Source organism: Streptomyces albidus (ex Kaewkla and Franco 2022), from assembly GCF_013870515.1.
Lineage (GTDB): Bacteria > Actinomycetota > Actinomycetes > Streptomycetales > Streptomycetaceae > Streptomyces > Streptomyces albidus.
The window spans coordinates 1-5,055 of sequence record NZ_JACBXA010000339.1; the positions used below are offsets into that span (position 1 = coordinate 1).

The 5,055-nt window shown below is 70.3% G+C and carries 4 protein-coding genes and 1 pseudogene; 2 read left to right on the plus strand and 3 right to left on the minus strand.

Annotated elements, in window-relative coordinates; genetic code table 11:
* Positions 1 to 9: 9 nt before the first annotated feature.
* On the plus strand, positions 10 to 1,344 hold the full coding sequence (locus H5J26_RS28245) for an MDMPI N domain containing protein (RefSeq protein WP_309238097.1): 1,335 nt from the start codon (positions 10 to 12) through the stop codon (positions 1,342 to 1,344).
* A gap of 60 nt (positions 1,345 to 1,404) precedes the next feature.
* On the opposite strand, the gene purU is transcribed toward H5J26_RS28245, so the two are convergent.
* Together purU and H5J26_RS28255 are read right to left on the minus strand one after the other, a co-directional pair.
* Positions 1,405 to 2,427: a formyltetrahydrofolate deformylase gene (gene purU / locus H5J26_RS28250; protein ID WP_181768806.1), complete on the minus strand. Its 1,023-nt coding sequence runs from the start codon at positions 2,425 to 2,427 to the stop codon at positions 1,405 to 1,407.
* A gap of 42 nt (positions 2,428 to 2,469) precedes the next feature.
* Positions 2,470 to 2,982 carry an SCO4402 family protein gene (locus H5J26_RS28255; protein WP_181768807.1) on the minus strand — a complete coding sequence of 171 codons (513 nt, stop codon included), beginning with the start codon at positions 2,980 to 2,982 and terminating at the stop codon, positions 2,470 to 2,472.
* Positions 2,983 to 3,105: 123 nt separating this feature from the next.
* On the opposite strand from H5J26_RS28255, the gene H5J26_RS28260 reads away from it, so the two are divergent.
* Positions 3,106 to 4,398 carry an ABC transporter substrate-binding protein gene (locus H5J26_RS28260; RefSeq protein ID WP_181768808.1) on the plus strand — a complete coding sequence of 431 codons (1,293 nt, stop codon included), beginning with the start codon at positions 3,106 to 3,108 and terminating at the stop codon, positions 4,396 to 4,398.
* Positions 4,399 to 4,469: 71 nt separating this feature from the next.
* Here H5J26_RS28260 and H5J26_RS28265 read toward each other — a convergent pair.
* Positions 4,470 to 5,055: pseudogene (locus tag H5J26_RS28265) on the minus strand (hypothetical protein); the annotation flags it as partial.

The following is a 5,055-nucleotide window of genomic DNA, read 5'->3' on the forward strand; positions in this document are numbered from 1 at the left end:
CCCGCTCGCATACCTCCGCCACGGAGCCCCGCGGACGACTCGGCACTCCCGCCCGTCACGCCCGCACCCTCCGACGTGTCCGGTCTCTCAGACCTGTCCGAGCTGCCGCACCTGTACGGGCTGAGCGGCCCGCCCTCACCGGACATCCCGTCCGAGCAGCCCGCGTACGACCACAGGGTGCTCAAGTCGTTGCTGGGAGCGTGGGCTCTCTCCGCCTGCTCGATCGACGAGACGGCAGCCGTCGAAGGGCACTTGAGCGACTGCGGCACGTGCGCGGAGGAAGCGCTGCGGCTGCGGGACGCGGTCGGCCTGCTGCATCCCGAGGACAGCCTGGACCTGGATCCCATGCTCCGCTCACGCGTCCTCCAGGGCTGCATGGTGAAGCGTGCACCGCGCGTCCCCGTCCCCGAGTGGGCCGCGCCCTTCGACGCGGAGACCTCGCGACTCGACGCCCTCCTGCGGGACATGGCGGACGCGGAGTGGCTGGCCCCGGTGCTGCTGCGCTGGTTCGACGGTCAGCAGCAGACGGAGCGGGAGACCACGGTCGCCGGTGTCATAGCCCATCTGCTGGCCGTGGACGGGCTGGTGGCCGCCACGCTCGGGCTTCCCGACCCGCTCGACGCCGACGGGAACGGCGAGGGCAGGGGCGGCAGCGGTGTCAGCGGGGAGCACACAGCGACGGCCGGCGCGGTGAGTGCCCAAGGAGCAGTGCCGGCGGGCCCCACCGCGCGCACCGAGGAGTTCTGGCGCGCGGACTCCGATGTTCTCCGTACGCCCAGCGCCCGCGGTCACTGGCGGGACCAGGGTCACGCGATGGTCCGTACGGCCTCTTTCGCCGGGCAGGGTGTCGCCGAACTCGAGGTGTCCTACGGGGGTTTCGCGCTCCCCGTCCGTGACGCCCTGCTGGACCGCGCCTTCGAGTGCTGGGTCCACGCCGAGGACATCGCCGAGGCCATCGACTATCCGTACGACGCACCGCAGGGCGCGCACATGCACCACATGGTCGACCTCGCCGCCCGGATGCTGCCCGGTTCGATCGCGTGGCGGCGCCGCAGAGGCCTCGCCTCCCCACCGCAGCGGCTCGCACCGGCCGGCACACCTGGGCGCGCACTGCATCTGGAGGTCGAGGGCGACGGCGGTGGCGACTGGTACATCCCGCTGGATTCCCCCGCGGCGAGTGCTCGCCCTGCGGACACGGTCGCCCATGTGGCGCTGGACGGCTATGAGTTCTGCCAGCTCGCCGCCGGTCACGTGCCGCCCCTGGAGGCGGCAGCCGGGCAGGACGGGGACCGCGAGGCAATCCGCGACGTCCTGTTCGCGGCCGCGTCGTTGTCGCGGATGTAGCCCCCGCGCACAACGACCCTCCTGGACGGCCGGGGCCCCGACGGGCGGCAGCCCTCTGCGTCAGGTGAAGACGACTGTGCGGTGCCCGTTGAGCAGTACGCGGTGTTCGCTGTGCCACTTCACCGCTCGCGCCAGCGCCTGGCATTCCACGTCACGTCCGACCGCGACCAGTTGGGCCGGGGACGCCTCGTGCCCCACGCGCTCGACCTCCTGCTCGATGATCGGCCCCTCGTCGAGCTCGGCGGTCACATAGTGCGCTGTAGCGCCGATCAGCTTGACGCCCCGTGCGTGCGCCTGGTGGTAGGGGCGTGCGCCCTTGAAGCTCGGCAGGAACGAGTGGTGGATGTTGATGATCCGCCCCGACAGCTGCTTGCACAGGTTGTCCGAGAGGACCTGCATGTAGCGGGCGAGCACCACCAGTTCGACGTTCTCGTCCTCGACCAGGCGCAGCAGCCGGGCTTCGCCCTCCTCCTTGCTGTACCCGGCCTCCGCGGTGCCGTCGCCGGTAGCAGCCTTGGGCCCCTCGGGGTCCTTCGCCACGGGGATGTGGTGGAAGGGGATGCCGTACGAGGCGACGAGTTCGGCGAAGTCGGTGTGATTGGAGACCACGGCTGCGACGTCGACCGGGAGTGCGCCGCTGCTGGAACGGAAGAGCAGGTCGTTGAGGCAGTGGCCGAACCTGCTGACCATCAGCACCACGCGCATGCGCTCCTCGGCGCGGTGCATCTGCCAGTCCATGTGGAAGGAGTCGCCGATGGCGGAGAAGCTCGCTCGCAGCTTCTCCAGCGTCACGCCGGCGTCCGCGGAGAAGTGGACGCGCATGAAGAAGAGCCCGGTGTCGTGGTCCCCGAACTGCTGGCTGTCCTCGATGTTGCAGCCGGTCATGAACAGGTAGCTGGACACGGCGTGCACGATGCCCTTTTTGTCCGGGCAGGAGAGCGTGAGGATGAACTGCTCACGCAGCTCGCCAGCTCCGCCCGGTTCGTTCAGTTCGTTCAACTCGTCACGCTCGCGACGAGCGGGTCCGTCAGGGCGGTTCCGAGCAGCGCGGGACTCCGCGCTGTCGGCGTGCGGCTGGCTCATGGGTCAAGACTGGCACACGGCCGGGAACGCCGTGACCAGCGGTCAGACGGAGTGCAGCATGATCGCCAGCACGTCGAGGGACCGCGGAGGCTCGTTCGGGTCCTCCTCGTCGTTCGTGGCCAGGCGCACGTGTGCGTCGCGCGCGGCCCGTACGGCCTCGGGCCAGGCGTGGTGCTCCATGTAGGAGACGACGGGGGCGTCGGCGCCCACCTGGTGCATTATGCGGAGCACGCGCAGCACGGCGGTGTCGACGAGCGCGGCCTCCTGGGAGTCGCGGAAGATCGTGCCGACGTACTTCTCGGCGGACCAGTTGTCCAGCCAGGTGTCCTCGACGAGGCGGTAGACGGCGTCGGTCACGTCACCGTAGCCGGGACGGCCTGTCGCCCAGCAGTCCCGCTGGAAGTCGGGGTCGGAGAGCATGTGCAGCGCGGAGCGCACGTTGCTGCGCCAGCGCCACCAGGGCATGTCATGGACGGGCATGCTGCCCATGGTGGTGGACCGGGGGCCACGACGGGAAGAGTTCGCGGAACCTTGCTGTACGGAACCTTGCTGCATGGTCGTCGACCATACGTTCCCCTCCGGTCCGCTCGGCACGTGCCCCGGTGTTCACCCTGGCGTCACCGTTAGTTGGGCGACCGTGGTCCGTGAGTTACGGGCGGACCGGAATCGTGCGGTGGCATGACTGCTCGGCGCCGCCCCGCCCTTCTCGCCACCGCCGCCTCCCTGAGCGCCTCCGCCGTACTGCTGAGCGGCTGCGGGGTGTTGCCCGGCACCGCCCAGGCCGACGACGACGCCCCGGTCAAGGTGATGACGTGGGCGCCGGAGGGCACGAAGGCGACGAACATGCCGGGCATGCCTGCGATGGCACAGGCCTACGCGCGGTGGGTCAACAAGGAGGGCGGCATCGACGGCCGCCGCCTGGAGGTCCTCACCTGCAACGATCACAACGACACCGTGCGCGCGGCACGTTGTGCGAGCCGGGCGACCAAGGCGGGCGTCGTCGCGGTCGTCGGCTCCTACAGCCAGCACGGCCGTTCGTTCATGTCCGCCCTGGAGGGTGCGGGCATCCCGTACATCGGCGGCTACGGCGTCGCGAACCAGGAGTTCAGCTCCCCGCTCTCCTATCCCGTCAACGGCGGTCTGCCCGCCCTCATGGCGGGGAACGGACGCCAGCTCGCCGCCGGCGGCTGCTCGCACGTCTCCCTGGTACGGCCGGACACCAGCGCCGGCGACCAGCTGCCCGCACTGATCAACGCCGGTCTGGCGGGCAGCGACAGCGGCCGGGCCACGGACGTACGGGCACCGGAGGACGCCTCCGCCTACTCACGGCAGGCACGCAGGGCGCTGGACAGCGCGAACATCCGAGGCTCGGGTTCCGTCGCGGCAGCTTCAGGCCCCTGCGTCACGGCCGTGCTGGGCGGACGCACGGACACCTTCTTCGACTCCTTCAGGCGGCTCCAGAAGAACTCCCCGCAGGTACGCACGGCGTCCGTGCTGGGCAGTCTGCGTCAGTCGGTGGTGGACCGCTCCGGCGGAAGCAGCAGCCCTCTGGAGGGCGCGTACGCGACGGGCTGGTATCCGCCCGCCGGGGACGCGCGCTGGGATCCGATGAAGAACGTCATCCGTGAGCACGCCTTCGGCGACAACCGCGTGGACGGCTCCGACCCCGGCGTACAGACGACGTGGATCGCCTACACGGTGCTGCGTCAGGTGCTGAAGTCGCTGGACGGTGAATCCGTCACGGCCAAGTCGGTGCGGCAGACGCTCGACAAGGGCGACGCGCTCGACACGGGCGGGCTGACGCCGAAGCTGAGCTGGGGTTACGACAACATGCTCGCCGCGCGTGACTTCCCGCGCATCGTCAACGCGAAGGTGACCTATCAACGGGTGCGAGACGGGCGTCTGACCGCTGTGCACGACGGCTTCGTGGACGTCCAGCAGATGCTGGAGGGCAGCCCTTCAGCGTCGTGACGACCCCGCGTCTCCCGTGAGACCGCGGGCCTGCGACGAAACGGCGGTGCGGGGGCAAGCCCGCACCCGGCTCAAAGCTGGCCGAACTGCCGTTCCTTCAGCCCGTACTGCTGTGCCGTGGGATTCCACAGCCCGGCCGCCTCCTTCTTGGCGGTGGTCGCCTCACCGCTGGAGCGGGTGCCCGCACCGGTGTGAGCGGTCACCTTCGCCTTGCCCTTCCGGCAGCCCTTCTTGCGCGCGGTCTGGTCGGCCCAGGTCGCGTAGTGGTTGTCGGCGGCAGCGGAGGACTTCCAGGCCCGGGTCAGGGCGGTCTTCAGCTTGGCGTTGGCGGGGATCTTGTCGGTCTCCAGCTCGCCGAGCCGCTTGACGAGCCCGTTTCGCTGTCCGGCGGCGGCGCGCAGATCGCTGGCGGCCTGGCCCAGCTTCTGGCAGGCCTTGATGTTCTCCACCGAACGGATCACCGCGGTACGGCTGTTGTTGCTGTCGGCGAGCAGCTTGTCGAGATCCTGCGCCTGGGCCTTGACCGGGTCGGGCCCCGCCGGGGCCTTCTTCTCCTCGTCCGGCTGGGCGGAGGAGCCGCCCTTGGCCTCGCCGCCCTCGTCTCCGCCGCTCAGTGCGGCACCGGCCGCCATGCCCACGGCGGCGACGACCACGACG

What these genes read in the sequence shown, in the direction of transcription:
- purU (WP_181768806.1), bottom strand. Translation starts at nt 2,427, where the DNA reads ATGAGCCAGCCGCACGCCGACAGCGCGGAGTCCCGCGCTGCTCGGAAC.
- H5J26_RS28255 (WP_181768807.1), bottom strand. Translation starts at nt 2,982, where the DNA reads ATGCAGCAAGGTTCCGTACAGCAAGGTTCCGCGAACTCTTCCCGTCGT.
- H5J26_RS28260 (WP_181768808.1), top strand. Translation starts at nt 3,106, where the DNA reads ATGACTGCTCGGCGCCGCCCCGCCCTTCTCGCCACCGCCGCCTCCCTG.